The sequence below is a fragment of the Streptomyces sp. NPDC046122 genome (assembly GCF_056429965.1).
On the sequence record NZ_JBWKLQ010000011.1, the window covers coordinates 154,811 to 179,061 of the forward strand.

Sequence of the window (24,251 nt, forward strand, 5' to 3'; positions counted from 1 at the left end):
GCCTTACTGTACCGAGCCCCCGGCCCCCGCCGCGAAACGGTTAGTCCCCGCCGCACGCCTCCTCGAAAAAGTCCAGGTTCTCCTGGAGCGACTTCATCAGCCGGTCGCGCTCCGCGTCGTCCACCTGCACGGGCACCACGCTCCGCGCGTCCGTGAGCCGCCGGAAGCCGCCGCGGCTCTGCAACTGCCCGTGGACCCTGATCGGCAGCCCGACCAGGTGGGCGTGGCCCGCTATCCGGTACGCCTCCTCGTCGAGCATCATCCGTACGTGCGGCACCTCCGCGCCGGCCAGGACGCGCAGCCGCACGGTCCCGGGCCCGCGCGGCCCCGAGCGGCGCATCCGTACGACCGTGCCCGTGATCCGCACCGGGACGGACGGCTCGTCGAGCGTGTACCGGGCGGCCGCCGCGCGCAGCGCCGGCAGGTCCCCCGGCGAGAACTCCACTTCCTCCGGACGCGCCGCGCACCCCTGCGGCACTCCGGCGGCCGGTGACCACTCCAGCCCTATCCGCGCGCCCTCCGAGCCGTGCACCAGCGCGATCACCGCGTCGGTCAGCTCGCGGCTCACCCCCGCCTCCACAGCCGAGTCGAAGGCCGCCATGCCGCCCGTCGCCCGCTGGAAGTCGACGGCCTCGCGGGCGGCGTGCAGCGCGTGGTGCAGCCGTACGACGGCCCCGCGCCCCGCGTCCACCGGCACGAACGCGGTGAGCGCGCGCCCGCCGGGTGCCGGCCCCACCAGTACGCCGTCCAGAGACGCCTGGGCCTGCCGCCGGTGCCGCGCGCCGTAGTACCCGGCCCGCCCCCGGGCGGCAAGCGCCGCCGCGAGCAGCATCTGGCGCGCCGCCGAGCGCAGTTGCTCCTGCGCGGTCCACGGGGCGGCTCCCGAGGGGGTCTCCGGTACGTCGCGCCACCACCTGATCTCGTCGCTCGGCACGGCGAGCGAGACCAGCACCTCGCGGGCGGACGGCGCGGCGCAGCGGGCGAGCGCGGTCAGCGCCTCGCCGAGCAGGTCGTCGCTGTCGGGGAAGGCCCTGCTCTCCGGTACGAGCAGGCTGACGGCGCCACCGGAGGGCGCGGGCGGGGTCCAGCGCGCGTAGCGCCCCGCCGCTCCCCCGCGCCGCCGCCAGCCGTGCCGGGCGAGGAGCACGGCGAGCACCGCCGGGTCGACCTGCGCGGGGTCGGGCACCTCGGTGGCGTCCCAGACGCCGGGGCCCGTGGCGAAGCCGGCGTCGGGCTCCGTGCTCGGGTGCGGTCGTACGGGCTCCTCGTTCGGCCGGTGCTGCATCAGGGTCTCCCTCCCGCCCCGACCCGGGTCATGATCTCGCAGAGCGCCCGGTCGTCGAATATCCGCGAGGTCGGGATCCGCACGGTGGTCCTGCGCCTGCCCGTCACCGGGTGTCCCGCCAGGTTGGTCCAGTAGCAGCAGTGCCGCAGGTCGAGCCGGTCGTGACCGGCGCGCAGCCAGTCGTCCCGCGTCCGCGGCACGAGCATCACGACCAGGATCTTGTGCACCGACACGGGGCTGCGGGCGAGCTTCTCCAGGTGCGCGTTGTCGAGCGTGAAGGAGAAGGCGCCCCCGGCCGGGTGCGGTGGGATCTGGTAGGTGCACTTGAGCTGCACCTTGATGGTGACTTCGTCGTCGACCGTGTGCTCGGGAGCGCTGTGGCTCACGTGCCAGTCGATTCCGTTGTCCGGAAACGGCTGTGAGAGAGAGCAGCCCGCGGCCGCCGCGACCGCGTGCAGATAGCCCACCTGGAGAGTCTCCATGCAGGCGGTGGTGGCGAGTCCGCCGCGCAGCGGAGCGATCCGCTCGGGCAGCAGCCCGCCCGGTTCGGGCTGCGTGAGCGCCATGGCTGACGGTGCCTTCCGGGCTGTGCCGATCTGTTCCCGCGACGGCCCGTCAACCACCCGTCCCGTCACCTGTGTTGTCTCCGCTCCCGCCCTCCCGCAAACGGCGTACCGGGCAAACGACCCGGGTATCACCGTTTCGGGCAGGGGACGCACGCCATCTGCCACGGGAGCCAGAGGAGTTCGACATGACGTGCTGGTACGAAGGGCCCCTCGCCGCGTTCGACACGGAGACGACGGGGGTGGACGTCGAGGAGGACCGCATCGTCTCCGCCGCACTGGTCGTGCAGGACGCGCCGGGCGGGCGGGTGCGGGTGACGCGCTGGCTGGTGAATCCGGGGATCCCGGTGCCCGCCGAGGCCGCCGCGATACACGGGCTGACGGACGATCACCTTCAGCGCAACGGCCGCTGGCCGGCGCCCGTCATGGAGGAGATAGCCAGGTGCCTCGCCGAGCAGAGCATCGCCCGCCGGCCGCTGGTGGTGATGAACGCGCCGTTCGACCTGACGCTGCTGGACCGTGAGCTGCGACGCCACCGCGCGTCGTCGCTGACGCGCTATCTGGACAGCCGCCCGCTGTGCGTGCTGGACCCGCGCGTCCTGGACAAGCATCTGGACCGCTACCGCAAGGGCCGCCGTACGCTCACCGATCTGTGCGCGCAGTACGAGGTGGAGCTGGACGGCGCGCACGACGCGGCCGCCGACGCGACGGCCTCGCTGGAGGTCGTGCGCGCGCTCGGCCGCCGCTTCGCCACGCGTCTGGAGCGCCTCTCCCCCGCCGAGCTGCACTCCCTGCAGGCGGTCTGGCACGGCGCCCAGGCACGCGGCCTGCAGGCGTGGTTCGCGCGCAACGGCTCGGACGAGACGGTCAGTACGGCCTGGCCCCTGCGGCCCGAGGTCCCGGCGGCGGCGGCCTGAGCCGCCAGGCGCACCGGAAGCTCCGGAGCACGAAAAAGCCGGTCCGTCGATGACGGACCGGCCTTCCCCGGGTGGGCGATACTGGTTTCGAACCAGTGACCTCTTCGGTGTGAACGAAGCGCTCTCCCACTGAGCTAATCGCCCGGGAACGGACTGAACCATACAACCCCTCGCGGGTTCGGTTCAAACCGCGAGGGCGGCCGCCAGCGCGCGCCGCCCGCCGCGCATCATCAGCGCGTGGTTGGCGACGAGGAAGGGACGCCCGGGCACGGCGAGGCGGCGCACCAGCGTCTTGCGGACGTCCACTTCCTGGTCGTAGACGGCGCGGGCGCCACCGGCGCCGTGCGGCCGCACGGTCCAGCGCGCCCAGCCGTCCATGTCGCCGGTCATGGTCACTTCCAGGACGCCGTCCTGCGGCGCCCGCCGCTTCTCGCGCACGGTGACGACCAGTTCGTACGGCAGGAACGAACGAATCCGGACGATGCCGGTGCTGTCGTCGAGCCGGGTGACCCCGCGCACCTGCGGCCACCAGCGCGGGTACGCGTCGACCTGTTCCAGGGCGGTGTAGACCGCGCCGGGAGCGGCGGGCAGGTCCCAGACGCTGTGGAAGCGGTAGTGGCTCCAGTCCATGCGTGCAGTCTGCCCGCCCGGCGTACTCACTCACCGATCTGAGTATCCGAACCGATGGCGTGGAGTGTGTCGGCCGCCACACTCCTCACCATGGAGAACGCGCCACCGCCCGCCGAGGAACTGGTGATCCTCGACCGCGAACTGGGACAGATCGAAGCCCGTCGCGCCCAACTGCTGGCTCGCAGGGCCTGGCTGATCGGCGTCCTGCAGCAGGCCGCCGCCGCGCAGGGCCCCCAGCACCCGCCGAACCCCTTCCTGCCGGCCGCCCCGCGGGACGCCTCGCCGCGCGGCGCGCAGAACGTCCTGCTGACGCTCGGCGGCATCCTGCTGACGATCGCCGCGATCGCCTTCACCCTGGTCAGCTGGGGCTACCTGGGCATCGGCGGCCGCTCCGCCGTGCTGGCCGCCGTCACCGCGCTCGCGCTGGCCGCGCCGGCGGTGCTGCTGCGCCGGGGTCTCGTCTCGACCGCCGAGTCGGTGGGCGCGCTCGGACTCGCCCTCACGGTGCTCGACGCGTACGCCCTGCACCGCGTGGCGCTGCCGGACACGGACGGCCTCGCGTACGCCGCGGGCTGCTCGGCGGTGCTGGCGGCGCTCTGGGCGGCGTACGGCCTGGGGGTGGGCCGCCTGCGTCTGCCGCTGCCCGCGGCGCTGATCACCGCTCAGTTCCCCTTCCTGCTCTGGGCCCTGGCGGCGGGCGCGGGTCCGCTCGGCCTCACCTGGGCGCTGCTGGCGACGGCCGTTCTCGACGTCGTCGTGGCGCTGTGGGGCCCGGGCCGCGCGGTTCGGCCGACGGCGGCCGCCGGGGCATGGCTCGCGGGTACGGCGGCGCTGCTCGGCGGCGGCGCGATGTCGCTGACGGCGCAGAGCTCCGCAGCGGCGCTGCGCCCGGGCGGGACCCTGCTCGCGGTCGCCGCAGTGGCGGTGTTCGCCGCCTGGCGCACCGCGCCGCCGCGGTCCGCCGTGCGGGCGTCCGACGAAGAAGCCCCGGCGCCGCACGCCGGCGGGCCCGCGCCGCAGGGACCGGCAGCCTCGTCGCGGCCGGCCGCGCAGGCGCCCGTCCCGCACGCCCTGATGTCCTCCGCCGCGGCCGGGCTCGCCGCACTGGCCGCCTTCGCCGGCGTGCTGCGGCCCGCCCTGCCGGAGGTGTGGGCCGTGCCCGCGTACGTGCTGGGCGCGGTGGCCCTGCTGGCCGTCGTGCGCCTGAGCCTGCCGCGCCCCATGGTCCGGGGTGCGGCCGGCGCGGCCGGGGCGGTACTGGCCCTGGGCGCCCTGTGGGCACTGACGCCGGCCGCCGTCACCCTGCTGGGCCCGGCCGCCTGGGCGGGGCGGGCGTGGTCCGGGGCGCCGGCCGGCGTCCGCGAGGCGCTGTCCCCCGCGTACCCCTGGCCCGGATCGTCCACCGGCCCGCTGGTCCTGCTGACCGTGGCCGCCGTCGCGGCGGCGGCGCACCGAGTGACCTCGCCCGGTCCCGCCTGGCGCACCCCGGCCGCCTGCGCCGCCGTGGCCCTGGCCTGGTCGGCGGCGTACACCGCCCCGGCCGCGCTGGACCTCGGCCACCCGGCGGCTACGGCGGTCTACGCCCTGCTGACCGCCGCCTTCCTCGCACTGGCGGTGCGTCCGGCCCTCACCGGCGCGGCGGGCCCCGGAGCGCCCCTGCCGCTGACCGCGCTCGCCTGCGCCCTGGCGTCGGCGTTCACCGTCTCGCTGCTGTCGCTCGCCACGCGGGGCTCGACGTTCGCCGTACTCGGCGTCATGGCGGCGCTCTTCGGCGCGTCGGCCGTCCTCGCCCGGGGGCCGGTCACCCCGCCGGTGTCGGCCGCGGCGGCCGTCGTGTACGCCACCGGCCTGGCCGGCGCCTGCGCCGCCTCGCTGACGCTCCCGCCGCACGGGGCCGCGGTGCTGATCCTCGCCGTACCGGCGGTGGTCGCCGTGCTCGCCGCCCGCGTCCGCGGGCACGTCACCGCTCTGCCCCTGGAGGTGTCGGGCGCCGCGGCGGGGCTGCTCGCGATCGGGCTCGCGGTCGGCGACGCGCCCACGCTCGCGCTGGTCCTGGCCCTGTGCGGGCTGATCGCGGCGGGCACCGCCGTACGGGCCGACCGCCGCCCGGTCGGGTACGCGGCGGCCGTGCTCCTCGTGCTGGCCACGTGGGTCCGCCTCGGCGCCTCGGACGTGGTGACGCCCGAGGCGTACACGCTGCCGGTCACCGTGCCGGCCCTGGTGATCGGCGTGCTGAGGCGGCGGCGCGACGCCCGGGCGTCGTCGTGGACGGCGTACGGCCCCGGTCTGGCCGCGACCTTCCTGCCGAGCCTGATCGCGGCCTGGGGCGACCCGCACTGGCTGCGCCCGCTGCTGCTCGGGGCGGCGGCGCTGGGCGTGACCCTGACGGGCGCCCGGCACCGGCTTCAGGCACTGCTGGTGCTCGGCTCCGCCGTCCTCGCCCTGGTCGCGCTGCACGAGCTCGCGCCGTACGTCGTCCAGGTCGTCGGCGCACTCCCCCGCTGGCTGCCGCCGGCCCTCGCCGGTCTGCTGCTGCTGGGCGTCGGGGCCACGTACGAGCAGCGGCTGCGCGACGCGCGCCGACTGCGTGACACCCTGGGCCGGATGCGCTGAGACGGATGCGCTGAGACGGGGCCGTTCCCGGCCGGAGACCTCGTGGTGAGGCGGCCGGGAACGCCGAAGGCCCGGAAGACTTTCGTCTTCCGGGCCTTCGGTCCGGGTGGGCGATACTGGGTTCGAACCAGTGACCTCTTCGGTGTGAACGAAGCGCTCTCCCACTGAGCTAATCGCCCCGGCTCTCCGCAAACATTACCCCATGTCAGCGGGTCCCCCGAACCGTTTCCCGGTCACTCGTCGATGTTCCACGGCATCGCCATGCCGAAGTTCCAGACGTAGATCGCGACCAGCACGGCGATGATCACCAGGCCGATCGTCGTCAGGATCATGTTGCGCCGCCGGACCCTGGGGTCGAGCGCCTTCTGCGCCGCCTCGGTGACCTTCCGCTTCGTCCAGCGCAGCACCAACTGCGCCCACACGAACTCGGTGGCCCAGATCGCCATGCCGCCGAAGATCACCAGCCACCCCGGTCCGGGCAGCGGCAGCATGACCACGCCCGCCGCCACGACCGCCAGGCCGATGACGAAGACCCCGACCTGCCAGCTCAGGTGCAGCGTGCGATAGCGCTTGACGACCTGCGGCGCCCGCGAGCCCAGCTCGCGCTCGCCCCCCGCCGCGTCCCCCGTGGCGGGCTCTGCGGCCGCCGGGGCGGCAGCTTCCTCCCGCTCGTTACTCTCCGCATTCATGGGCCCAACTTACCGGACGTGATCGCGTGGCCGGAAAGGCCGTACTGCCTCAAGTGTCACTCCGCCGTACGAGGTACCTGAAGAGCCACAAAAAGGTCAGAGGGGTTTACAACGACACCGTAGGTGGCATGTCGATTTCGCCGACGTGCGAATCCCCGAGCGCACACTGAGCGAAAGGCCCTGGCGCTTATGAACACCACGGTCAGCTGCGAGCTGCACCTGCGCCTCGTAGTGTCGAGCGAGTCATCACTGCCTGTACCCGCGGGCCTGCGGTATGACACGGCCGATCCCTACGCCGTGCATGCCACCTTCCACACCGGAGCCGAGGAAACCGTCGAGTGGGTGTTCGCCCGCGATCTCCTCGCCGAGGGCCTTCACCGGCCCACCGGTACCGGAGACGTCAGAGTCTGGCCGTCCCGCAGTCACGGCCAGGGCGTCGTCTGCATCGCCCTGAGCTCCCCCGAAGGAGAGGCGTTGCTCGAAGCCCCGGCGCGGGCCCTGGAATCGTTCCTGAAGCGGACGGACGCCGCGGTCCCACCGGGCACCGAGCACCGCCACTTCGATCTCGACACGGAACTCTCACACATCCTGGCGGAGAACTGAGCCAGGCCGAGAGCCACCCAGCGCCGTCCGACTCGGGGCGACGGCGAGGGGCGGACAACTGCATACGGCACACACCGGCGCCGTCTCCGCGGATTCCACCGCGGGGACGGCGCCGGTGCGCTCCCGGCGCGAGCCGCTAAAGTCGACCGGCATCTGCGGGCGCCCGCCCGCAGCAGGCCAGGGAGCGAATCGTGCTGATCCCCCACGACACCCGGCGCGCCCTCGACGTCGTCGTCGATCTGGTGAACACGGCGCCGGAGAGCGACCGGAGCGACGACCGGCTCGCCGACATCGAGGCGCTGTACGGCTTTGTGCGGCTCCACCACGTCAGCGACGTGGGAACCCTCACAGAGGCGGACCTCAGGGCCGTACGGGACGTACGAGCACGCTTCGCGGAGGTGTTCGCGACGCGGGACCCCCGCGCCTGCGCCGAACTCATCAACCAGCTCGTCGCGGCGGCCGGCACCACGCCCCGGCTGACCGACCACGACGGCTTCGACTGGCACGTGCACTACTTCGCGCCGGGCGCCTCGGTCGCCGATCACCTCGCGGCGGACTGCGGGATGGCGCTGGCCTTCATCGTGGTCTCGGGCGAGCAGGAGCGGCTGCGCCGCTGCGAGGCGCCGGACTGCCGCAGGGCCTTCGTCGACCTGTCCCGCAACCGGTCCCGCCGCTACTGCGACAGCCGCACCTGTGGCAACCGGCTGCACGTGGCGGCGTACCGGGCCCGGCGCAGGGAAGCGGCGGGCTGACGCACCGCATGCGGGCACACGCCGGGACGCCCGGGCCGGCCCGTCTCACAGCAGGAAGAGGTCGTGCATCGCGGCCATCAGCAGCAGGAAGCCGATCACCCCGAGGAAGATCATCAGGGGTGGCTGGGAGAGCGCGAAGAGGCAGCCGCGCGGTTCTTCGGTGGGTGCGGGGGCTTCGCCCCGGGATGTGTCCAGCATCTCGGGCCGATGATGGCGCAGGCGACCGCGCCTCGGCGACCAACACGGCCAACACGGCCACCGTGACCAGCAGTTCGCCGGTTCTTGGCCATACGCGATCCGCTGGTGATCACTTCGGTGTCCGAGTTGCCAGCTTGCCTTCGGAAGCCGCGAAGCCGCCCGTCGGCCGCCGCTCCCCGCCGAGCCGCACGCGGGGACCGCGCCGCCTGGTCAGATGCCGTGCTTCTTCAGGATCGCCTCGATGTCGCTGAAGTCGTCGCCCCGGCCGTTCGCCGCCCCGGGCGGGGGCTGCTTCCGCCGCGCGGCAGCCGGGGTCCCCGCCTCGAGCGACGGCCCCGCCGCCTGCGGGGCGGGCGCCTCGCGTCGGGCCGCACGCGCGGCCCTGCGCTCCTTGCGGGTGCCGCCGGCGCGGCGCTCGGCCGCCCGGGCCGCCGTGAAGAGCAGCCAGGAGAGGGCGAGCACGCCGAACCCGGCCCAGACCAGCGGCTCGAAGGCGATCCCCGAGACCCACTCGACGACGCCGGTCATCACCAGGCCGACCGGCACCAGCGCGTACGCGGCGATGCGCGTCGCGGCCAGGAATCGCTTGCGGTACGCGGTGATCGCAGCGATGCCCAGACCGGCCGCGGACACCGCGGAACAGACGGTCTCTGCCAGCATCCGGTCCTCCAGCCCCAGGGTGTGCGTTCCCCACCATCCTGCACCTGAGGGCGCTGCCCGGGCCACGTCCGCGCGCGACCTCAGGGAGATCTCGGGGGCGCACTCCTCCCCAGGTCCCGGTTGGGACGGGGCCCGCCGGGCTGGAAGACTGGCCCCATGAGCGACTCCTCTCCCGCCCGCCCCGTCGTCCTCGACGTCTGGTGCGAACTCCAGTGCCCCGACTGCCACGCCGCCCTGGACGACGTGCGCGCCCTGCGCGAGCGCTACGGCGACCGTCTCGACGTACGCCTGCGCCACTTCCCCCTCGAGAAGCACAAGCACGCCTACGCCGCCGCGCAGGCCGCCGAGGAGGCCGTCGACCAGGGCAAGGGCTGGCCGTACGTGGAGGCGGTGCTCGCGCGCAACGAGGAGCTGGCGGCCCGGGGCGAGCCCCTTCTGCTGGAGGTGGCCGCCGGACTCGGGCTGGACGCCGAGGAGTTCGACACCGCCCTGATCGACGGCAGGCACCTGCTGATCGTCGACGCCGACCAGGCCGAGGGCAAGGCCATCGGCGTCACCGGCACGCCGACGTACGTGATCGACGGCGAGCGTCTGGACGGCGGCAAAAGCCAGGAAGGGCTGCGCGAGCGCGTCGAGGAGATCGTCGACCGCCTGCTCGCCTGACCCGCGGTCCGCGCGGTCCTCAGAGCAGGGGCTTGTGCAGGTGGTACGACACCGGCTCGTAGCCCAGCGACTCGTACAGCCGCAGGGCCGGGGTGTTGTCCGCGTAGACGTTGAGTCCGATGCGCTCCAGCCCGGCCGCCAGGGCCTGCCGTTCGGCGAGGAGCAGCAGCGCGCGCCCGAGCCCCTGGCCCCGGTGGGCGCCGGCCACCTCGACGTCGAAGACGTACGCCCCGGCCTGCCCCGGATGCGGGTGCCGCAGCGCCAGCCAGAGCGTCCCCACCACCGCGCCGTCGCGTTCCAGCGCGCCGAGATAGGTGTCCGGGGTGGCGACCCCCTGGGCGAGCGCGGCCGCGTGGTCGGCCTCGGCCTTGGCTCGTGCCGCCTCCTCGGTCCAGCCGCGTGAGGTCAGCGTCCGGACGTACTCCGCCTTGGTGTGGGCGAGCCAGGACGCGTACTCGCCCTCCGTCATCGGCCGCCCCACGACGCCCCCGGGCAGCGCCGGCGGCCGTGGGGGCAGGGCCTTGGTCATGATGCGGCGGCGCTCGGTGTAGCCGAGTGCGTCGGCCAGGCGCCGCGCCGCCGCCGCGCCGGCCGGGACGGTGATCTCCACCTGGCGGCAGCCCCAGCCCCGCAGCACCTCCTCGGCGGCCAGCGCGGCCACCGTGGCCCTGCCGCGGCGCCGGTCCGCCTCGTCGACGGCGAGTGCGGCGATCCGGCCGACGCCGCCCGCGCCCCCGGCGGGAGGATCGGCGGACAGCTCGACGACGCCGACCGGGCGGCTGTTCACGCACACGTCGTACCTGCGTGACTTCGCGCCGTCGGCACCCTGCTGAAGCGGCGCTGTCGGCCGCAGAGTTGTGGTCATCAGGGGAGTTCTACCCGCCGGACGGCCACCCGTCATCCCCGGAGCCCCAGTGGCCGCCCGCAGGGCCTACGGGTCCAGGTCCGAAGCGGCCCGCTCGTCGAAGACACGCATCGCCTTGGCCGTCACGGGGCCGGGGGCACCCGGCAGTTGGCGGCCGTCGATCCGGTGCACCGCCTGCACGTCGCGCAGCGTGGAGGTCAGGAAGACCTCGTCGGCCCGCTCCAGCGCATCGAGCGGAAGGTCGGCTTCCTCGGCGCCCGTCCACTCGACGGTCAGGGCGCGCGTGATCCCGGCCAGGCAGCCGGAGGAGACGGGCGGGGTGAGCAGCCGGCCGTCGAGCACGACGAAGACGTTGGAACCGGTCCCCTCGCAGAGCTGCCCGACGGTGTTGGCGAACAGCGCCTCGGACGCGCCCTGTTCCCGGGCGCGGGCCAGCGCGACGACGTTCTCGGCGTACGACGTGGTCTTGAGGCCGGTGAGCGCGCCGCGCTCGTTGCGCGTCCAGGGGACGGTGATCACGGCGGTGCTGTCGGGGCGTCGGGCGGCCTCCCCCAGGGCGACGACCAGAGTGGGACCGCTGTCCCCCCGCTCGGAGCCGAGCGGTGACAGACCCCCGGTGTACGTGATCCGCAGCCGGCCGAGTGCCATGGGGTTGGCCTCCACCACGGCGGCGCAGGCGCGGCGCACCTCGTCGAGGTCGGGCTCGGGCAGCCCGAGTCCGCGCGCCGACCGGGCGAGCCGGTCCAGGTGCCGGGTGAGGGCGAAGGTCCGCCCGGCGGTCGCCTTCACGGTCTCGAAGATGCCGTCGCCCACGGTCAGCCCGTGATCGAATACGGACACCCTGGCGGTCGCCGCATCCCGCAGCCCGCCGTCGACCCAGAGTTTCATGACGCGGTCCTTCCCGTCTCCCGGTACGTCCCCGACGCTACCGCGAGCAGCCGGGAGGCTTTGAGTTCGGTCTCCGCCCACTCGCGTTCCGGGTCGGATCCCCAGGTGATGCCCGCGCCCGTACCGAAACGCAGGACGGGCCCGCCGGGGAGGGTGCGGTCGATCCAGAAGGTGCGTATGCCGACGGCCAGCTCGCCGGTGCCCCGGTCGGCGTCGACCCAGCCGATGCCTCCGCAGTACGGGCCGCGCGGCACCGTCTCCAGCGCCTCGATGATCGTGAGAGCGCTCGACTTGGGGGCTCCGGTCACCGAGCCGGGCGGGAACGTAGCGGCGAGCAGTCCGGCCCAGCCGGCCCGGGGCGCGAGTTCGGCGCGGACGGTGGAGACCAGGTGGACGAGGCCGGGGTGCGGTTCGACCACGCACAGCTCCGGCACGGTCACGGAGCCGGGGACGGCCACCCGCCCCAGGTCGTTGCGGACCAGGTCCACGATCATCACGTTCTCGGCGTGGTCCTTCTCCAGGAGATCACCGGCCGTCCGTCCGGTGCCCTTGATGGGCCCGGACTCGACGGTCCGTCCGTCGCGCCGCAGATAGAGCTCGGGGGACGCGGTGGCTATCTCGACGCCGTGCGCGGGCAGCCGGATCGTTCCTGCGTACGGCGCCGGATTGCCGCGCGCGAGCAGTGCGGTCAGGGCGTCCACGTCGGCGCGCGCCCCCGCGCGGTCGGGCAGCGGCGCCGTCAGCACGCGGCACAGGTTGGCCTGGTACACCTCGCCCGCGGCTATGTGCTCGCGGATGCGGCGTACGCCCGCCGTGTACGCGGCGCGGTCCATCGACGACGTCCAGTCACCGGCGGCGGGCCCGTGCCAGGCGCCGGGCACCGGGGCGGGGACCGGCTCGCGGCGTACGTCGCCGAAGCGGGCGCACACCAGACCGCCCTCGAAGTCCGCGGTCACGGCCCAGAAGCCGGCGGAGTCGAGTGCGGCGGGATCGCTGGTCACATCGCGCAGATCGGAGGCGACAAGGCCGCCGAAGCGGGCCAAAGGGGGAACGTCGTGCACGGCCCCGAGTGTAGAGCCGGCCGCGGTGACCTGCGCCGGGGCGGAGGCAGCGCAGCACGCTGCACAAACGCGTTTTTGTACTGGCCCCGGAATCCGCTAGAGTTCAACACGTCGCCGGGACGGAAACGACCCGGTAAGACAAGCGGACGTGGCTCAGTTGGTAGAGCATCACCTTGCCAAGGTGAGGGTCGCGAGTTCGAATCTCGTCGTCCGCTCGGTGTGGGGGATCTTCCCGAACCCCTGTCATTGCACTCCTGGTGGAGTGGCCGAGAGGCGAGGCAACGGCCTGCAAAGCCGTCTACACGGGTTCAAATCCCGTCTCCACCTCCAAGGACGATTAGCTCAGCGGGAGAGCGCTTCCCTGACACGGAAGAGGTCACTGGTTCAATCCCAGTATCGTCCACTGGATCCCCGGAAACGGGTGTCCGTCCCGCGCGATTAGCTCAGCGGGAGAGCGCTTCCCTGACACGGAAGAGGTCACTGGTTCAATCCCAGTATCGCGCACGCAGTTCTGCGGTACAGCAAGATCAACTGAATGAACCCCGCGCGATTAGCTCAGCGGGAGAGCGCTTCCCTGACACGGAAGAGGTCACTGGTTCAATCCCAGTATCGCGCACCACCGAGAGAAGCCCCCGGCCGGGACAACGGCCGGGGGCTTCTTCGTGAGCGCCGGGTGCGCGGCCGGACGGGCCGGAACCGGGTGATCCGGGTGAACCGGCCGTCCCTGCCGACGGGTCGCCCCCGTCGAACAAGCGGCCCTGTCCGCCGGGGGTCGGGGTCAGGACGAGAAGAGCATCCGGCCGAAGCCCTTCTGGCGGTGTCCGCCGTGGTGGCCACCGTGGTGTCCGCCGTGGTGGCCCTGCTGCGGGGCGCCCCACGCGGGTGCGGGCGCGGCGGGGTAGGCCTGCGGGGCCGGCGGCGGGGGCGGCGCCTGCTGGGTCCACTGCGACTCCAGGCGCGTCAGGGCCTCCAGCTCGCCGTAGTCGAGGAATATGCCGCGGCAGCCACTGCACTGCTCGATCTGGACGCCGTTGCGGTTGTACGTGTGCATCGCCGCGTGACACTTGGGACACTGCATGTCGGGTCAACTCCTCGCCGTCGGTTCGGCATCGCCGGAATGCATGCCCGGCGACGGTCCGTTCACCCTACGACGTGGCTTCGCACTCCAACTCGGGCGGCATCGAGGCGATACGGGAGCACGACGCGACGACCAGTTCCTCCACTTCGTCCAGCGGCCGGTTCCCGGCTGCGGCCTTGGCGAGCGCGAGGGCGGCGGTCTGGACGGTCAGGGCGCGGGCGGGCACGTCCAGTTGGGGCCAGGGATCGCCGTCGGGACGTACGGCCGTGCCGCCCGCGGCCCGGTACGCGCCGAGGAAGCGGTCCCACACGTCCGGTGCGAGCAGGCCCGCGGCGTACCAGGCCGCGGGGCGGGCCAGGTCCCAGGCGGGGTCGCCGCCCCCCATGTCGTCCACGTCGATCAGCAGCCACCGGTTTCCGTCCGGGGCGTCGGACAGGTCGCGGACCAGTTGCCCGAGGTGCAGGTCGCCGTGGCACAGGGCCGCACGACCGCGTGGGGACGGAGCCTCGTCGCGGGCCCAGGGGGGCAGCCCGGCCCAGGCGCGGAGCACGGCGGTGGCGGCGGTGGCGGGGTGCGGGCCCGACGCCCGCATCCGCGCGACGGCGCGGGCGGCCTTCGCGGGGCCGCGCATGGGCGGGAGCGGCGTGGGGAGTCGCAAGGCGCCCGGAGCGACGGCGTGCAGCCGGGCGAGGAGCGCCGCGGCCTCCGCCCAGGGGGCGGCGTCGGGGTCCTCGGGATCGACCGGCGTTCCGTACGGCCACAGGGAGAGGGGCCGCCCGTGCAGTTCGGTGGTGAAGGGGTTGCCCTTCGGCGCCGGTACGGGGAGGGGCCGCAGGAGCACGCCGGAGAGCAGCGGGTGCGCGGCGAGGGCGATCCGTGCGGTGAGGGCGGTGGCATCGGTGCCGGGGGCGTGGGACTTGGCGACGATGCCGCCGTGGCGCACGACCGTACCGTCCGGCCTGTCGGCAAGGACGTCGGGGCGGGGGCAGGCGCAGGGGGCCGGGGCGGTTCGGGGTACGGGGAGGGCGGATGCGGGGGCGTGCGCCGGGGGCGGTGCGGGTGCGGCGGCGTGCGCGACGGCGCTCAGCGCCTGCGCGACGGATACGGTCACGGACTCCCCCGGGATGCTGTGCGGTGCGGTGCGTTCTGCGCGGGGCGCGTCGTGCGGTCCTGCGGTACCGCCCGGGAGCCTACGCGCTGCGCGTGGCAGGGTGCGGTGCCCGTACCGCTGGGGCGCTCGGGTGCCCGATGTGGGAGCCGCGTGCAGGACTGCCGGCCGCTTCGGCGGTAGGCACCGCGTACGGCCAGGGCTCGCGTGCGGGGCTTCGGTGCTGCGGTGCCGAAAGCCACGCGCTGGGTGGGGTGCGGGGCGGGCGTCAAGCGCGTGTACGCCGGGGACGGGGGCGTGCGTGCAGGCCGTACGAGGTGCGCCGTGTGCAAGGGCTGCTGTGCCGACCTGAAGTCTGCGGTTGGGGGGTGCGGGCCCCGGCGTTCAGGGCTGCGCGCCGCATGGTGTGGTGCGGGATGCGCGCCGTGGGGTGCGGCGGGGCCGCCCGGGAGGTGCGTGGTGGGTGAAGGGCTCCGGTCCCTTCCGCGCTGCTGAAGGGCTGGGCCGCCCGGGCCTCGGGCGGGCGGCGATGCGTGGGCGCGAGCCGTGCCTCCGCTCCCCGGTGGGAAAAAGGCGTTGCCCGGACAGCTCCCCAGCTGTCCGGGCAAACGCAGTCGTCCGCCGCACCCCCGTCCCCACGGGGTAGTGAAATGGCCGGATGTCCTGGACCGGTCCGCTCTACCGGTCCGTGGGCGCCGCTCAGCGCCCGAGCATCACGCCCACGGACGACGCCTGGGTGACCACTGCTTCCCAGCCTCCGAAGAGGACGACGAGCAGCGCCGCGAGGGGAAGGACCATGGCCGTCGCCACCAGCGGATGGCGCGTGCCGGACGGACGGCCGCCGAACGCGGTGAATGCCCTGCGTCCCTGCGTACGGATCATCGTGCGTGATGCCGTGTCCGCCATGGTCCCTCTCCTGTCGTGTGTTGGCAGCGGCGGGTGTCTGACCTCGGGGGACGAGTGCTTCACCCGCCGCTTGACCTCAACACTAGGCGCGCGTCACCACCCCGGCGTCATGCCCGCGTACTGATTGCCGGGCCTCCCGGAGGATGAGCGGACACACAGCGGCGTACTCCCCAGGGTGGAGAGGCCGCCCTGCCTCTTGGGGTCTTCCCGGAGGGGGCGCGCCCCCTGCTTACGCGGTCTCAGGACCGCTCCGAGTCGTCCTCCCGGGGGACCGGCTGTTCGACCAGGGCCAGCACCCTGGTCGCCATGAAGCGCGCCGTGCGTACCACGGAGCCGCTGCGGGTGACTTCGCTCACTTCCACCACTCCCCTGCGGACCGCTGTCTCCACCCGCCGGCCTGCCCGGCTGGCCACCACTTCGTACGTACGGGTCGTGTCTCCCGCGTCGACCACTATCTCCACGCGATCGCCCTTCATTGATCCAATCCCCCTTCTGCGACGGACCATTGAGATCTCGCACGGGCCGGGGACGGCGGATCGGCCGGCCCCTGACCACTCCTCAAGTTTCCCACCCGGCACTGACAATCGATCGGTTCGGGAGGGCGCGGCCTATGAGCACACCGGGCCGCAGGTACGTAAGCTGTGCGACGTCGAACGGACCGGTCAGCAGCGGGGTGGGGGAGGCCCCACCAGAGGTAGGGGACGGACATGGCGATGATGCGGCTCCGGCGCGAGGACCCGCGTGTCGTCGGCTCGTTCAGGCTTCACCGGCGGCTCGGGGCGGGCGGCATGGGGGTCGTCTACCTGGGCTCCGACCGGCGCGGCCAGCGCGTCGCGCTGAAGGTGATCCGGCCGGATCTGGCGGAGGACCAGGAATTCAGATCGCGGTTCGCGCGCGAGGTGTCCGCGGCGCGGCGGATCCGCGGCGGCTGTACGGCCCGGCTGGTCGCGGCCGACCTGGAGGCGGACCGGCCCTGGTTCGCGACCCAGTACGTGCCGGGGCCCTCGTTGCACGACAAGGTGGCCGAGGAAGGGCCGCTGATCGCCTCCGAGGTGGCCTCCATCGGCGCGGCGCTGTCGGAAGGGCTGCTGGCGGTGCACGAGGCCGGCGTCGTCCACCGCGACCTCAAGCCGTCGAACATCCTCCTGTCCCCCAAGGGCCCCCGGATCATCGACTTCGGCATCGCCTGGGCGACCGGGGCGAGCACCCTGACCCATGTCGGCACGGCTGTCGGCTCCCCCGGTTTCCTCGCCCCCGAGCAGGTGCGCGGCGCGGCGGTGACACCGGCCACGGATGTGTTCGCGCTGGGCGCCACGCTGGCGTACGCCGCGACCGCCGACTCCCCCTTCGGGCAAGGCAGTTCCGAGGTCATGCTGTACCGCGTCGTGCACGAGGAGCCGCAGCTGTACGGGGTGCCGGACGCCCTCGCGCCGCTGGTGCGGGCCTGCCTCGCCAAGGATCCGGAGGAGCGTCCCAGCACGCTCCAGCTCTCCATGCGGCTCAAGGAGATCGCGGCCCGGGAGGCGCAGGGCATCGGCGAGGCCCGGCCGCCCCACCCCCGCGTTGACCACGACCGGCCCACCGGACGGCTCGCCGAGCGGTACGCCGACCAGGACACCGAGCGGGGGCGGACGGCGGGTACGCCCGCATCGCCTCGCGGGCACGCGCCGCGCGCGACGGCTCCCCGGTCCGGTTCGCGGCCGTCGGCGGGGCGGGGTACGACGCGTTCCGGCGGGCGTACGAACGGGCGGCCCGGCACCCGGCCCGGCACGAGGCCGGGGACCAGGACGACGTCGGCGGGGCGGCGTCCGGCGAACCCGAGGCTGCTGCGGCAGCGCCTCGTCGTCTTCGTGGTCGTGACGCTGCTGGTGGCGCTGGGGATCGCGGCGGCGCAGGGGTGCCAGGGGCCGGCCAGGAGTTCCGGCGTGACCACCGACGTTGACCGGCGGCCGGCCCACGAGGAGCGGCAGGCGTTGTGAGGCCCGGCCGCGTGGGTGCGGTGCGGTCGGCGGTGCGAGGCCTGGCGGGGTGGGGCCGGTGCCCTGGCCGCCCGGCGTGCGGTGGACCGACCACGGGGGCCAGCTGGCGCTGTGAGGGGCGCCGGGCCACGCCGGCTGACGCTGCGAGTGACGTCCAGCCGCGTCGGCTGGCGCTGTGAGTGGTGTCGGGCCGCGTCGGCAGGCGCTGTCCGCCGCGCGCGGCGGTGGAGTTTTGACCACGGACGTGGTTGGGCGGGCTGCCTCCGGGCCGCAGGCGCCGTGCCGCGCGCAACGCGTGGGTTCCGTGCCTGGGTCACCCAGCGTGGCGCCGCGCCCCGCGCGCTCGCGTGGGTCCGGGGCGCCGGGCAACGGCGTGGGCCGGCCCGGCAGGTGCGCGTGCCGACGGATGAGCGGAGCCGGTGCCCGTCAAGGGCGCGGGTGGTGCATGGGAGGCCCGCAGGTTGTGCGTTGGGCAGCGGCCCGTGGCGTTGCCGGTCGCCCCCGTCAGGACTCCGGGCGGCCCGTCGCCACCGCGTAGAAGGCGACCGCGGCGGCCGCGCCCACGTTCAGCGAGTCCACTCCGTGGGCCATCGGGATACGGACCCACTCGTCGGCGGCGACCAGCGCTTGCCTGGACAGGCCGTCGCCCTCCGCGCCGAGCATCAGGGCCACCCGGTCGAGGCGGTGCGGAGCCGCGTCGTCGATGACCGAGGCCTTCTCGTCCGGGGTCAGCGCGAGGAGCTTGAAGCCCGCCTCCCGTACCTGCTCCAGATCCTTGGGCCACGACTCCAGGCGCGCGTACGGCACCGAGAAGACCGCGCCCATGGAGACCTTGACCGACCTGCGGTAGAGCGGGTCGGCGCTGTCCGGGGAGAGCAGCACGGCGTCCATGCCGAGCGCGGCGGCGCTGCGGAAGATCGCGCCGATGTTGGTGTGGTCGTTGACCGCCTCCATGACGACGACCCGGCGCGCGCTCGCGAGCAGGTCCGTGGCCGTCGGCAGCGGCTTGCGCTGCATCGAGGCGAGGGCGCCGCGGTGCACGTGGTAGCCGGTGACGCGTTCGGCGAGGTCCGGGCTCACGGCGTACACCGGAGCCGGGACCTCGTCGATGACGTCGCGCATCACGTCGACCCACTTGGCGGAGAGCAGCATCGACCGCATCTCGTAGCCGGCGTGCTTGGCGCGTCGGATGACCTTCTCGCCCTCGGCGATGAAGAGGCCCTCGACGGGCTCGCGCCTGCGCCTCAGTTCGACGTCGGTCAGGCCCGTGTAGTCGCTCAGGCGCGGGTCGTCGGGGTCGTCGATGGTGATGAGATCGGCCACAGGGTGATACTGCCTTGTCCTGGATACGGTGCCAACGGGTGAGCGGCGGTTCGGTTACCGGAGGTTACTCCGCGTGCGGCGCGGCTGCCGCCGGGCCGGCCCCCGGGGTGTTCACGGCCACGACGTCGCCGATGACGATGACCGCCGGCGGGCGTACGTCCTCGGCCCTGGCCGTCTCCGCGACGGTCGCGAGCGTCGCGTCCACGCGGCGCTGTGCGGCCATCGTGCCCTCCTGGACGATCGCCACGGGCGTCTCGGGCGAACGGCCGTACGCCGTCAGCGCCTCGGCGATCGCGCCGATCCGCTCGACGGCCATGAGCAGGACGAGCGTGCCGCGCAGACCCGCGACCGCCTTCCAGTCGACGAGCGAGCGCGGGTCCTCGGGGGCGACGTGGCCGCTGATCACCGTGAACTCGTGGGCCACGCCGCGGTGGGTGACGGGGATTCCGGCCGCGCCGGGCACGCTGATGGAGCTTGAGATTCCGGGGACCACCGTGCACGGGATGCCGGCCTCGGCGAGCGCCTGCGCCTCTTCCATGCCGCGGCCGAAGACGTAGGGGTCGCCGCCCTTGAGCCGTACGACGGCCTTGCCCGCCTTCGCGTGCTCGATGAGCGCGTTGTTGATGGCCTCCTGGGCCATGAAGCGGCCGTACGGGATCTTCGCGGCGTCGATCACCTCGACGTGCGGCGGGAGTTCGTCGAGGAGGTCGCGCGGGCCGAGGCGGTCCGCGATGACGACGTCGGCCTCGGCGAGGAGGCGGCGGCCGCGGACCGTGATCAGGTCCGGGTCGCCGGGGCCGCCACCCACGAGGGCCACGCCGGCGGTGCGGGTGCGGTGGTGGGGGGCGACGAGGGTGCCGTCGCGCAGGCCCTCCACGATGGCGTCGCGTACGGCGGCGGTCCGGCGGGGGTCGGGGCCTCCGCTGGTCAGGACCGCCACGGTCACGCCCTCGGAGCGGCCGGTGGCGGGGGTCCAGGCGGTGGCGGCATCGGCGTCGTCCGAGCGGACGCACCAGGTGCGGGTGCGTTCGGCTTCGGCGGAGGCGGCGGCGTTGGCCGCCGCGTCGGTGGACGCGATGAGGGCGTACCACGCCTCGGCCAGGTCTCCTTCGGCGTACGGGCGGCGCTCCCAGCGGATCTCGCCCGCTTCGGCCATCGCCTCGACCGAGGGGGTGGCCGTCGGGGACACGAGGACGATGTCGGCGCCGGTCGCGATGAGCGCCGGGAGTCGCCGCTGGGCGACCTGGCCGCCGCCGATGACGACTACGCGCCGCCCGGCGAGGCGGAGTCCGACGGGGTAGGCGGGGTACGGGTCGCCTGCGGCGGCGTGCGCGTTCATGGCGTGCGGCTCCTCGGGGCGGGGAGGTGGGTGCGGCTGTACGGCCCTGCCGCTCGGCGGCATCGGGGGGCCTGCGCCGCTGCGACGGTGAAGCGGCTGGTGGGGCGGGGTTCGGGGCCCCGCGAACACCTTACGGGCCGGGGGCTCCGGGGTCACTGGCGGACGGGGGCGGGGCAGGTCACTTCCGGGGCGCGGCTGCGGGGACCGGGGGCGGGGCGGGGGCTGCGGGGCCTCGGCTCGCGGACGGGGTCGGTGCCGCGTCGGAGCGTCTCCTCGAGTGCCGAACGTTCGGGCAACGGGATCGTTGGGGGCGTGTTGCGTTCGACACCCTGCGGGGAGCGCCCCGACACGTCCCCTCCCGGCACCGTGGGGCGCCTGCCGCGGGCTGCGATCGGTACCCGGGTACTGATCGTTCTCACCCTGCGGAAAGCGCCCCGATATGTCTCCGTGGGGGCGGTGGCGGGCGCGGGCATTGGCGTGCCCCCCACGGCGGAGCGTGAGGGGCACGGCCCGGCTGCGTGCGGGCTACTTCTCGGTGACTCCTGCCGAGTCAAACGTCGCCACCTCGTGCATCGCCCTCGCCGCGCTCTGGACCACCGGGAGCGCGAGCAGTGCGCCCGTACCCTCGCCGAGGCGGAGGTCCAGGTCGACCAGGGGGCGCAGGCCGAGCTTGTTGAGGGCGGCCACGTGGCCCGGTTCCGCGCTGCGGTGGCCGGCGATGCAGGCCGCCAGTGACTCGGGGGCGATCGCGCGGGCCACCAGCGCCGCCGCTCCGGCGCTCACGCCGTCCAGGATCACCGGCGTACGCAGCGACGCTCCGCCGAGCAGGAAGCCGACCAGTGCGGCGTGTTCCAGGCCGCCGACCGCCGCCAGGACGCCGATCGGGTCCGCCGGGTCCGGCTGGTGGAGTTCCAGGGCGCGGCGTACGACGTCGACCTTACGGGCGTGCATCTCGTCGTTGATGCCCGTGCCGCGGCCGGTGATCTCGGCCGGGTCCTGGCCCGTGTAGACGGCGATCAGGGCGGCCGAGACCGTGGTGTTGGCGATGCCCATCTCGCCGGTGACCAGCGCCTTGTTGCCCGCCGCCACCAGGTCGCGCGCCGTTTCGATGCCCACCTCGATCGCGGCGAGCACCTCCTCGTGAGTGAGCGCCGGCCCCGTGGTGAAGTCCGCCGTCCCCGCGCGGACCTTGCGGGGCAACAGACCGGGCGTGGACGGGAGTTCGCCGGCCACGCCGACGTCCACGACGCAGACCTCCGCGCCGACCTGGCTCGCGAACGCGTTGCAGACCGCGCCGCCGCCGAGGATGTTGGCGACCATCTGGGAGGTCACCTCCTGCGGCCAGGCCGTGACTCCCTGGGCGTGCACGCCGTGGTCACCCGCGAAGATCGCTACGGCGGCGGGCTCCGGGATCGGCGGCGGGCACATCCGGGAAAGGCCGCTGAGCTGCGCCGAGATGATCTCCAGCATGCCGAGCGCGCCGGCCGGCTTGGTCATGCGCTTCTGGCGCTCCCACGCCTCGCCGAGCGCCTTGGCGTCCAGCGGGCGGATGGTGGAGACCGTCTCCTGGAGAAGGTCGTGCGGCTCCTCGCCGGGCAGGGCGCGGCGGCCGTACGTCTCCTCGTGGACGACCCAGGAGAGCGGGCGGCGCTTGGACCAGCCCGCCTGCATCAGCTCGGGCTCTTCCGGGAACTCGTCGACGTAGCCGACGCAGAGGTACGCGACGACTTCGAGGTGCTCGGGCAGGCCCAGGGCGCGGACCATCTCGCGCTCGTCGAAGAAGCTGACCCAGCCGACGCCGAGTCCCTCGGCGCGGGCGGCGAGCCACAGGTTCTCGACCGCGAGCGCGGAGGAGTACGGCGCCATCTGGGGCTGGGTGTGGCGGCCCAGGGTGTGGCGGCCGCCGCGGGTCGGGTCGGCGGTGACGACGATGTTCACCGGGGTGTCGAGGATGGCCTCGATCTTCAGTTCCTTGAACTGCTTGGCCCGGCCCTTCGGCAACGACTTGGCGTACGCGTCGCGCTGGCGGACGGCCAGTTCGTGCATCGTCCGGCGGGTCTCGGCCGAGCGGATGACCACGAAGTCCCAGGGCTGGGAGTGACCGACGCTCGGGGCGGTGTGCGCGGCTTCCAGGACGCGGAGGAGGACCTCGTGCGGGATGGGGTCGCTGCGGAAGCCGTTGCGGATGTCGCGGCGCTCGCGCATGACCCGCAGCACCGCCTCGCGCTCGGCGTCGTCGTAACCCGGCGCGGGGGCGGTGGGAGCGGCTTCCGGGATGGCGGGGACGGGCTCCTGAACCTGTTCGGGGGCGGCTTCCGCCGTCGGCTCGGGGGTGGTCTCCGGTGCATGCGGCTCGGGCACGGCCTCGGCCGCGGTCTGCGACTGAGGGGTCGCTTCCGGTTCCGGGGCGTGCTGTGCGGGCAGCTCCGCGGCGGGGCCGCCGTCGCGCGGTGCGGGCACCAGCACCGGAGCGGGGGCTTCCGCCACGGGCTCTGCGGCGACGGGTGCCGTGGCGACGGGCTCGGCGGCCATGGGTGCGGTGGCGTCGGGGCCCGGCTCGGCCGGCTGCTCCTGGGCGGCGATCGGCTCCGCCACCTGGGCGGGGATCGGCTCCGGCTCTGGGGCGGGCTCCGGCTGAGGCTCGGCCACCGTCGCGACGGGCTCGGGGGCGGTGATCGGCTCCGCCACCTGCGCGGGGGCGGGGACCGGCTGGGGCGCGGGCTCCGCCGCGGCCGGCTCGGGGGCCGGCTCCGGCTGGGGCTCGGCACCAGCCTGCTCCGGGACGGGCTGGGCCTCGGCGACCGCTGTGACCGGCTCCGGGGCGGGCAGGGGCTCGGCCACCTCTGCAGCCGGCTCGGGGGCCGGCTCCGGCTGGGGCTCGGCCGCCGCGGCGGCCGGTTCCGGTGCGGGCTCCTGCGCCGCCGCCGGCGCGACGGGCTCGGGCGCCGTCGCCTCGGTGGGGTGCGCTTCCGGGGCCGGTTGAGGCTCCGGGGCGGCAGCGATCGGTTCCGCTTCCGTCACCGCCTCGGGGGCGGGCCCAGCGGCCGGCGCCGGGGCGGCGTGCGGCTCGGCCGGGACGGAGTCCTCGACCGGGACGACAGGGGCCTGCGGCGGCAGGGGCTGCTGCGCCTCGTCAGCGAGGGGTTCCGGAGCGGCCGGCTCCGTCGCGACGGCCCCGGCAACCGGCTGCGGCTCGGCCGGAGCGCTCACGGGCTGCTCCGCGATCGCCGCCGGCTGGACCGGCGGCTCCGGGGCCACGGCCGCCGGAGCGACCGTTTCTGCGGGGCTCTCCTGAGGTTCTGCGGGGCTCTCCTGAGGCCGCGGCCACGGCTGGGCCGCCTGCGACGGGATCATGCCGAGCTGCGGCCCCGGCAGCGAGGCCGCCTCGTCGCCCGGCATGTCCAGGTACTCGAGACCGGTGATCTGCGGCGCGGGCTGCTGAACGGGCGCCGGGCTCTGCGGCATCACGGGCGCACTGGGCGCACCCGCGGCGGGTCCCCGGTCGGCCAGCGACCGTACGACGCCGCCGGTCGCGTCGGGCACCGGCGGGCCGAGGTGCAGCGGACGCCGCGCGGGCGCCGCCGCCTGGGCCGCGGCGGGGGCCGGCTGCGGAGTGCGGACGGCGCTGAGGTCGACGGAACCGGAGTCACGGCCGCCGGTCTCGTGCGCGCCCGGCTCCTCCGGCAGGGGCGCGGCCTGGGGCAGCGGCTGCGCGGCCGCCGCGCTCTGCGCCTCGGCGGCAGGAGCCGGCTGCGGCTCGGCGGCGACCGCCACCTGAGGCTCCGGCCGCGGGGCCTCGGCGAACGGGTGCGGCGGCTCCTGCGCGGGCGCCGGCGCCTGCGGCGGCACGACCTGCGGGTCGCTCCACGCGCCCTGCGCGCCCGGCATCAGGAGCAGGTCGTCGTCCTCGGCTGCGCTCTCGGAGGGTTCGAGGAAGGTGTACGCCTCCGGAGCGGGGATGCCCGGCTGCGCCACCATGCCTGCGTCCTCCGGCAGTCCCTCGCCCGGGACCCGGCCGGTGTCAGTCATGCGTACCCCTCGCCCATCGCTTGTGCTCCTTCGGCCCTTCGCCCGGGACGCCCGCTCGCGGCATGTCGGCACCCGCTTCAACAACTAACGAGCGTCCCTGTC

22 protein-coding genes and 7 tRNA genes are annotated in these 24,251 nt (G+C 74.4%); 11 read left to right on the top strand and 18 right to left on the bottom strand.

The genetic code is table 11. The features are described 5' to 3' along the window. Window positions 1-40: 40 nt before the first annotated feature. Entirely contained in the window at window positions 41-1,285 is a 1,245-nt protein-coding gene (locus tag AC07FK_RS25560) for a hypothetical protein (RefSeq protein WP_479107272.1), read from the bottom strand. Beyond that, window positions 1,285-1,851: a DUF4365 domain-containing protein gene (locus AC07FK_RS25565; protein ID WP_479107273.1), complete on the bottom strand. Its 567-nt coding sequence runs from the start codon at window positions 1,849-1,851 to the stop codon at window positions 1,285-1,287. Before AC07FK_RS25565 ends, AC07FK_RS25560 begins: the two co-directional genes overlap by 1 nt. 185 nt (window positions 1,852-2,036) lie before the next feature. On the opposite strand from AC07FK_RS25565, the gene AC07FK_RS25570 reads away from it, so the two are divergent. Continuing rightward, the gene (locus AC07FK_RS25570; RefSeq protein ID WP_479107274.1) at window positions 2,037-2,765 is read left to right on the top strand and encodes an exonuclease domain-containing protein; all 729 of its coding nucleotides are present in this window, start codon (window positions 2,037-2,039) and stop codon (window positions 2,763-2,765) included. A gap of 72 nt (window positions 2,766-2,837) precedes the next feature. On the opposite strand, the gene AC07FK_RS25575 is transcribed toward AC07FK_RS25570, so the two are convergent. Both AC07FK_RS25575 and AC07FK_RS25580 read right to left on the bottom strand, forming a co-directional pair. Continuing rightward, a tRNA-Val gene (locus AC07FK_RS25575) sits at window positions 2,838-2,909 on the bottom strand. 39 nt (window positions 2,910-2,948) lie between these two features. After that, entirely contained in the window at window positions 2,949-3,395 is a 447-nt protein-coding gene (locus AC07FK_RS25580; RefSeq protein ID WP_479107275.1) for an SRPBCC family protein, read from the bottom strand. A 90-nt stretch (window positions 3,396-3,485) separates the two neighbouring features. Here AC07FK_RS25580 and AC07FK_RS25585 point away from each other — a divergent pair, with 90 nt between their 5' ends. Next, on the top strand, window positions 3,486-6,008 hold the full coding sequence (locus AC07FK_RS25585; protein WP_479107276.1) for an SCO7613 C-terminal domain-containing membrane protein: 2,523 nt from the start codon (window positions 3,486-3,488) through the stop codon (window positions 6,006-6,008). Window positions 6,009-6,115: 107 nt separating this feature from the next. Here the strand turns inward: AC07FK_RS25585 and AC07FK_RS25590 are convergent. Both AC07FK_RS25590 and AC07FK_RS25595 read right to left on the bottom strand, forming a co-directional pair. Further along, window positions 6,116-6,187: transfer RNA gene (locus AC07FK_RS25590), tRNA-Val, on the bottom strand. A gap of 54 nt (window positions 6,188-6,241) precedes the next feature. After that, on the bottom strand, window positions 6,242-6,697 hold the full coding sequence (locus AC07FK_RS25595) for a TIGR02611 family protein (RefSeq protein ID WP_479107277.1): 456 nt from the start codon (window positions 6,695-6,697) through the stop codon (window positions 6,242-6,244). Between the two features lie 189 nt (window positions 6,698-6,886). Here AC07FK_RS25595 and AC07FK_RS25600 point away from each other — a divergent pair, with 189 nt between their 5' ends. Both AC07FK_RS25600 and AC07FK_RS25605 read left to right on the top strand, forming a co-directional pair. Continuing rightward, window positions 6,887-7,300 carry an SsgA family sporulation/cell division regulator gene (locus AC07FK_RS25600; protein WP_003987206.1) on the top strand — a complete coding sequence of 138 codons (414 nt, stop codon included), beginning with the start codon at window positions 6,887-6,889 and terminating at the stop codon, window positions 7,298-7,300. Window positions 7,301-7,491: 191 nt separating this feature from the next. Continuing rightward, entirely contained in the window at window positions 7,492-8,052 is a 561-nt protein-coding gene (locus tag AC07FK_RS25605) for a CGNR zinc finger domain-containing protein (protein WP_479107278.1), read from the top strand. Between the two features lie 45 nt (window positions 8,053-8,097). Here AC07FK_RS25605 and AC07FK_RS25610 read toward each other — a convergent pair whose 3' ends face one another. Both AC07FK_RS25610 and AC07FK_RS25615 read right to left on the bottom strand, forming a co-directional pair. Beyond that, window positions 8,098-8,250 carry a hypothetical protein gene (locus AC07FK_RS25610; RefSeq protein ID WP_167368049.1) on the bottom strand — a complete coding sequence of 51 codons (153 nt, stop codon included), beginning with the start codon at window positions 8,248-8,250 and terminating at the stop codon, window positions 8,098-8,100. 210 nt (window positions 8,251-8,460) lie between these two features. After that, a complete protein-coding gene (locus AC07FK_RS25615; RefSeq protein ID WP_479107279.1) occupies window positions 8,461-8,910 on the bottom strand; it encodes a hypothetical protein in 450 nt (149 codons plus the stop codon). 156 nt (window positions 8,911-9,066) lie between these two features. Between AC07FK_RS25615 and AC07FK_RS25620 the strand changes: the two genes are divergently transcribed. Continuing rightward, on the top strand, window positions 9,067-9,573 hold the full coding sequence (locus AC07FK_RS25620) for a DsbA family protein (protein WP_479107280.1): 507 nt from the start codon (window positions 9,067-9,069) through the stop codon (window positions 9,571-9,573). A 19-nt stretch (window positions 9,574-9,592) separates the two neighbouring features. Here the strand turns inward: AC07FK_RS25620 and AC07FK_RS25625 are convergent, their stop codons facing one another. From AC07FK_RS25625 to AC07FK_RS25635, 3 genes are all read right to left on the bottom strand, one after another. Then, complete coding sequence (locus AC07FK_RS25625; protein ID WP_479107281.1) at window positions 9,593-10,438, bottom strand: N-acetyltransferase family protein; 846 nt, start codon at window positions 10,436-10,438, stop codon at window positions 9,593-9,595. A 66-nt stretch (window positions 10,439-10,504) separates the two neighbouring features. Continuing rightward, window positions 10,505-11,326: an aminotransferase class IV gene (locus AC07FK_RS25630; protein WP_479107282.1), complete on the bottom strand. Its 822-nt coding sequence runs from the start codon at window positions 11,324-11,326 to the stop codon at window positions 10,505-10,507. Beyond that, complete coding sequence (locus AC07FK_RS25635) at window positions 11,323-12,387, bottom strand: chorismate-binding protein (protein WP_479107283.1); 1,065 nt, start codon at window positions 12,385-12,387, stop codon at window positions 11,323-11,325. Before AC07FK_RS25635 ends, AC07FK_RS25630 begins: the two co-directional genes overlap by 4 nt. A gap of 142 nt (window positions 12,388-12,529) precedes the next feature. Between AC07FK_RS25635 and AC07FK_RS25640 the strand changes: the two genes are divergently transcribed. The 5 genes from AC07FK_RS25640 (at window position 12,530) to AC07FK_RS25660 (ending at window position 13,006) form a co-directional block, all read left to right on the top strand. Beyond that, window positions 12,530-12,602: transfer RNA gene (locus AC07FK_RS25640), tRNA-Gly, on the top strand. A 41-nt stretch (window positions 12,603-12,643) separates the two neighbouring features. Continuing rightward, window positions 12,644-12,717, top strand: a tRNA-Cys gene (locus tag AC07FK_RS25645). Window position 12,718: 1 nt separating this feature from the next. Continuing rightward, window positions 12,719-12,790: transfer RNA gene (locus AC07FK_RS25650), tRNA-Val, on the top strand. Window positions 12,791-12,819: 29 nt separating this feature from the next. Continuing rightward, window positions 12,820-12,891, top strand: a tRNA-Val gene (locus AC07FK_RS25655). 40 nt (window positions 12,892-12,931) lie between these two features. After that, window positions 12,932-13,006: transfer RNA gene (locus AC07FK_RS25660), tRNA-Val, on the top strand. 159 nt (window positions 13,007-13,165) lie between these two features. Here the strand turns inward: AC07FK_RS25660 and AC07FK_RS25665 are convergent. The 4 genes from AC07FK_RS25665 to AC07FK_RS25680 all read right to left on the bottom strand — a co-directional run bounded on the left by AC07FK_RS25665 (window position 13,166) and on the right by AC07FK_RS25680 (window position 15,955). Next, the gene (locus tag AC07FK_RS25665; protein ID WP_479107284.1) at window positions 13,166-13,465 is read right to left on the bottom strand and encodes a TFIIB-type zinc ribbon-containing protein; all 300 of its coding nucleotides are present in this window, start codon (window positions 13,463-13,465) and stop codon (window positions 13,166-13,168) included. A 67-nt stretch (window positions 13,466-13,532) separates the two neighbouring features. Beyond that, the gene (locus AC07FK_RS25670; RefSeq protein ID WP_479107285.1) at window positions 13,533-14,576 is read right to left on the bottom strand and encodes a phosphotransferase; all 1,044 of its coding nucleotides are present in this window, start codon (window positions 14,574-14,576) and stop codon (window positions 13,533-13,535) included. Window positions 14,577-15,272: 696 nt separating this feature from the next. After that, window positions 15,273-15,479: a hypothetical protein gene (locus AC07FK_RS25675; protein ID WP_453404330.1), complete on the bottom strand. Its 207-nt coding sequence runs from the start codon at window positions 15,477-15,479 to the stop codon at window positions 15,273-15,275. 239 nt (window positions 15,480-15,718) lie between these two features. Then, window positions 15,719-15,955 carry a hypothetical protein gene (locus tag AC07FK_RS25680; protein ID WP_453404331.1) on the bottom strand — a complete coding sequence of 79 codons (237 nt, stop codon included), beginning with the start codon at window positions 15,953-15,955 and terminating at the stop codon, window positions 15,719-15,721. Between the two features lie 231 nt (window positions 15,956-16,186). Here AC07FK_RS25680 and AC07FK_RS25685 point away from each other — a divergent pair, with 231 nt between their 5' ends. Then, window positions 16,187-17,458 carry a serine/threonine-protein kinase gene (locus tag AC07FK_RS25685; RefSeq protein WP_479107286.1) on the top strand — a complete coding sequence of 424 codons (1,272 nt, stop codon included), beginning with the start codon at window positions 16,187-16,189 and terminating at the stop codon, window positions 17,456-17,458. Window positions 17,459-17,962: 504 nt separating this feature from the next. On the opposite strand, the gene AC07FK_RS25690 is transcribed toward AC07FK_RS25685, so the two are convergent. The 3 genes from AC07FK_RS25690 to cobT all read right to left on the bottom strand — a co-directional run bounded on the left by AC07FK_RS25690 (window position 17,963) and on the right by cobT (window position 24,149). After that, complete coding sequence (locus AC07FK_RS25690) at window positions 17,963-18,781, bottom strand: TrmH family RNA methyltransferase (protein WP_479107287.1); 819 nt, start codon at window positions 18,779-18,781, stop codon at window positions 17,963-17,965. 64 nt (window positions 18,782-18,845) lie between these two features. Beyond that, the gene (gene cobA, locus AC07FK_RS25695; RefSeq protein ID WP_479107288.1) at window positions 18,846-20,120 is read right to left on the bottom strand and encodes a uroporphyrinogen-III C-methyltransferase; all 1,275 of its coding nucleotides are present in this window, start codon (window positions 20,118-20,120) and stop codon (window positions 18,846-18,848) included. A gap of 525 nt (window positions 20,121-20,645) precedes the next feature. After that, window positions 20,646-24,149: a nicotinate-nucleotide--dimethylbenzimidazole phosphoribosyltransferase gene (gene cobT, locus AC07FK_RS25700; RefSeq protein ID WP_479107289.1), complete on the bottom strand. Its 3,504-nt coding sequence runs from the start codon at window positions 24,147-24,149 to the stop codon at window positions 20,646-20,648. Window positions 24,150-24,251: the final 102 nt, after the last annotated feature.

What these genes read in the sequence shown, in the direction of transcription:
- AC07FK_RS25560 (WP_479107272.1), bottom strand. Translation starts at nt 1,285, where the DNA reads ATGCAGCACCGGCCGAACGAGGAGCCCGTACGACCGCACCCGAGCACG.
- AC07FK_RS25565 (WP_479107273.1), bottom strand. Translation starts at nt 1,851, where the DNA reads ATGGCGCTCACGCAGCCCGAACCGGGCGGGCTGCTGCCCGAGCGGATC.
- AC07FK_RS25570 (WP_479107274.1), top strand. Translation starts at nt 2,037, where the DNA reads ATGACGTGCTGGTACGAAGGGCCCCTCGCCGCGTTCGACACGGAGACG.
- AC07FK_RS25580 (WP_479107275.1), bottom strand. Translation starts at nt 3,395, where the DNA reads ATGGACTGGAGCCACTACCGCTTCCACAGCGTCTGGGACCTGCCCGCC.
- AC07FK_RS25585 (WP_479107276.1), top strand. Translation starts at nt 3,486, where the DNA reads ATGGAGAACGCGCCACCGCCCGCCGAGGAACTGGTGATCCTCGACCGC.
- AC07FK_RS25595 (WP_479107277.1), bottom strand. Translation starts at nt 6,697, where the DNA reads ATGAATGCGGAGAGTAACGAGCGGGAGGAAGCTGCCGCCCCGGCGGCC.
- AC07FK_RS25600 (WP_003987206.1), top strand. Translation starts at nt 6,887, where the DNA reads ATGAACACCACGGTCAGCTGCGAGCTGCACCTGCGCCTCGTAGTGTCG.
- AC07FK_RS25610 (WP_167368049.1), bottom strand. Translation starts at nt 8,250, where the DNA reads ATGCTGGACACATCCCGGGGCGAAGCCCCCGCACCCACCGAAGAACCG.
- AC07FK_RS25615 (WP_479107279.1), bottom strand. Translation starts at nt 8,910, where the DNA reads ATGCTGGCAGAGACCGTCTGTTCCGCGGTGTCCGCGGCCGGTCTGGGC.
- AC07FK_RS25620 (WP_479107280.1), top strand. Translation starts at nt 9,067, where the DNA reads ATGAGCGACTCCTCTCCCGCCCGCCCCGTCGTCCTCGACGTCTGGTGC.
- AC07FK_RS25625 (WP_479107281.1), bottom strand. Translation starts at nt 10,438, where the DNA reads ATGACCACAACTCTGCGGCCGACAGCGCCGCTTCAGCAGGGTGCCGAC.
- AC07FK_RS25630 (WP_479107282.1), bottom strand. Translation starts at nt 11,326, where the DNA reads ATGAAACTCTGGGTCGACGGCGGGCTGCGGGATGCGGCGACCGCCAGG.
- AC07FK_RS25665 (WP_479107284.1), bottom strand. Translation starts at nt 13,465, where the DNA reads ATGCAGTGTCCCAAGTGTCACGCGGCGATGCACACGTACAACCGCAAC.
- AC07FK_RS25675 (WP_453404330.1), bottom strand. Translation starts at nt 15,479, where the DNA reads ATGGCGGACACGGCATCACGCACGATGATCCGTACGCAGGGACGCAGG.
- AC07FK_RS25680 (WP_453404331.1), bottom strand. Translation starts at nt 15,955, where the DNA reads ATGAAGGGCGATCGCGTGGAGATAGTGGTCGACGCGGGAGACACGACC.
- AC07FK_RS25685 (WP_479107286.1), top strand. Translation starts at nt 16,187, where the DNA reads ATGGCGATGATGCGGCTCCGGCGCGAGGACCCGCGTGTCGTCGGCTCG.
- cobA (WP_479107288.1), bottom strand. Translation starts at nt 20,120, where the DNA reads ATGAACGCGCACGCCGCCGCAGGCGACCCGTACCCCGCCTACCCCGTC.
- cobT (WP_479107289.1), bottom strand. Translation starts at nt 24,149, where the DNA reads ATGACTGACACCGGCCGGGTCCCGGGCGAGGGACTGCCGGAGGACGCA.